Consider the following 2577-nt stretch of genomic DNA (forward strand, 5'->3'; position numbering starts at 1 on the left):
ACACTGCCACCGGGGATAAACCCCAGTTCATTTCCAGGGATGGCCTTCCCTTGTCGCTTCAATAAGACCAACTCCCCATCTTCAGGCGCTTCCTCGGTGAACGAACTCCTCAGTTGCAGGTACTGGCCCGGTTCTATCGTGGCCCGTTCTGTGATGTCCGGAATCGGGAGGGGGTCGGGATCGGGATCTGGGGGGTTCGGGTCTTCTTGCTGCCCCAATCGTAAATCCGCGATCGGATTCTGCCATCCCTCCTGGGTGAAAACTAAACCCCCTACAACGCCGACGCCAAGCAACAACAGGATTCCCAGTAACATTGGCAACTTGGAACGTTTTGGCGGTGGAGAGTGTCTCAACTCCGTCGGGACCTCCTCGGGGTTGAGATTGTCGGGATTTTTCTTCGGGAAACCTGTCGGTTGAGAGTCTTCTAGGGGTTCTGCTGGGGGGACTGATTGGAGTTGTGCCACTAACAGACGGGAGTCGAGTCCGGCAGACCGAATGGGTTCTACCTTGCAGTAAACCAGTCCCACGGTGACGTTATCATGGCCGTTATGAAAATTACCAATATCGATTAACTTGGTGACCGATCGCAACACGGGGAATTCCCCGGATAAAATCGGCAGGATTTCCGTTTCCCAGTATTGCTCCACCCGGTCATTATCACTCAACCCATCGGAACAGAGGAGGAAGGCGCTATCCTCATCGATGATAAAACGTTGGACTGTGGGATGAAGCACCGAGGAATCTCCCATCCCTAATGCCTGAATCAAAGACCCTGCTGCCCCTTGTTGTAAGGCATCCCGATACAGGGAATAACCCAAACGGACCTCCCGGGAAGCGACATCATCATCCAGGGTGACTTGTCGGCACCCTGTTGAGGTAATCCAATAGGCGCGACTATCCCCAATATGATTGATATAAATTTCATGGCGATGGGTCAAGGCCATGACTAAGGTGGTTCCCATGCGCTGTCGAGCTTGCCGCTGTTCTTCATCATTGCGACTGGCGATGCGATCGTTGGCAATCCCGACGGCACGTTCGATCTGCTCTGTGATCCGGTGGGGAGCGCTTTGGGTATTCTCGGAAACGAGGGATTCCAGGTGTTGTTGTAAGGTTTCGATCGCCAAATTGGACGCAACATTCCCCCCTTCATGTCCACCAATGCCATCACAGACGATCGCTAATCCACTGGTGTCTGAGGTGGCACTGCTCATCCCACTTGGGGGATAACAGGCATCTTCATTGCGGCGACGAGTTGGGCCGCGATCGGTCCCGGTTGCAATGTAATAGGTGCGTTTGTAAAGCTCTCCACACAGACTCAAACCCCGGTCTAATAGCTCAATCAGTTGCGATGGGGTTTGCACATCTCCCATCGTTAGCATCTGGCTGAGTTGCTCCAGATAGGGGGCGATCGCTGGATGAGCAGTCTTGGCCCAATTCAACCACAAGTGACCCAGTTCAGACAAGTCCGGCGTTGTCGCATCCCGTGGCAATTCCAGCAGGCGCAGCAAGGCTCCTTCCACCCGGAGCAATCCCGGATTCAGCAGACTTCGGGCCACCCCTTCCTTTTTAAACGGATACCACAGTTGAGCCATCTGCCACAACCAATTAAGCTGGCGCATCGGCGAGGCATCCCCCCAGCAGTCAGTCAGTAACGGCATCAGTTGGGCATGAACTGCCTCGGGGGGTTGTCCTTTGCATAGCGCCACCATTGTCCCTTCCGGATAAATCGCCGTTTCCTCTAGTAACCAAATATCCCGATTCGGGTCGTTCCCTTTCGACGGCAATCGACCATAAACCTGGGGAACGTGCAATCTCCGGGGAAACAGTTTGAGATAAGGGATGATCGCCCCGGGAATCTCGACTGGCATCTCCGGCAAGACTCCAGGTTTGGTATCGACCAGAATCTGATCCTCCTTAACCAAATAGCGATCGGCTAAAATATCCCCCGGTTGATAGCTGGGACGACCCGTTCCACCCACTGCCCATAAGTAGCGTTTCGGCAGGGGAGTGCCACATTTTTGACAAAATTTTTGGGTCTCCGGGTTGGGAGACTGACAAGTAAAGTTGGGACAGTAGATTATGGCCGATGGTTTGTTCATGGGGATTCCTCGCGCCTGGAAGCTGGTTTTAGTCAGCCGAATGTCGGCAATATGATCTCCTTACTATGGGCGCATTTGGGGAATAGATTGATGACTCGATCCATGATAGTTGTATCCTATGTAGGTCACCCCTGGTTCAAGCTAGATCGCTCAACCTAAGTGCCAATGTCCGATTTTAGCTTTTTTCTGTCCGTTTAGGGCTTTTATGACTCGCCTTTAAGTCAGCAGATTGTCCAAGGCTTGCCCGGATTGGCTTGGGTTGTACTTTTGCGGTCTGAAAACCCCCCTTGTCAACCCCTGAATCAGGAATTCTCCCGTACCCATCCCGGAATAGTCTAACTTACTTATGCGGTTGATGCTGGATTGAGCGGGAGCTTGTGCGGGGCTTTACCAAGAATCGGCGTAAAGCCCCCGGATTTATCCTTGGGGATATAAGCCAACCGTGTTAAAATAGTAGAAGCGATTAAGAATAATCATC

General features: G+C 52.6%; 1 protein-coding gene. It reads right to left on the minus strand.

Annotated elements, in window-relative coordinates:
- The coding region (locus tag J0895_RS08975) for a protein phosphatase 2C domain-containing protein (RefSeq protein ID WP_207087765.1) at positions 1–2099 on the minus strand (2099 nt) is incomplete at its 3' end.
- Positions 2100–2577 lie beyond the last annotated feature (478 nt).

The sequence above is a fragment of the Phormidium pseudopriestleyi FRX01 genome (assembly GCF_017313335.1).
Lineage (GTDB): Bacteria > Cyanobacteriota > Cyanobacteriia > Cyanobacteriales > Laspinemataceae > Laspinema > Laspinema pseudopriestleyi.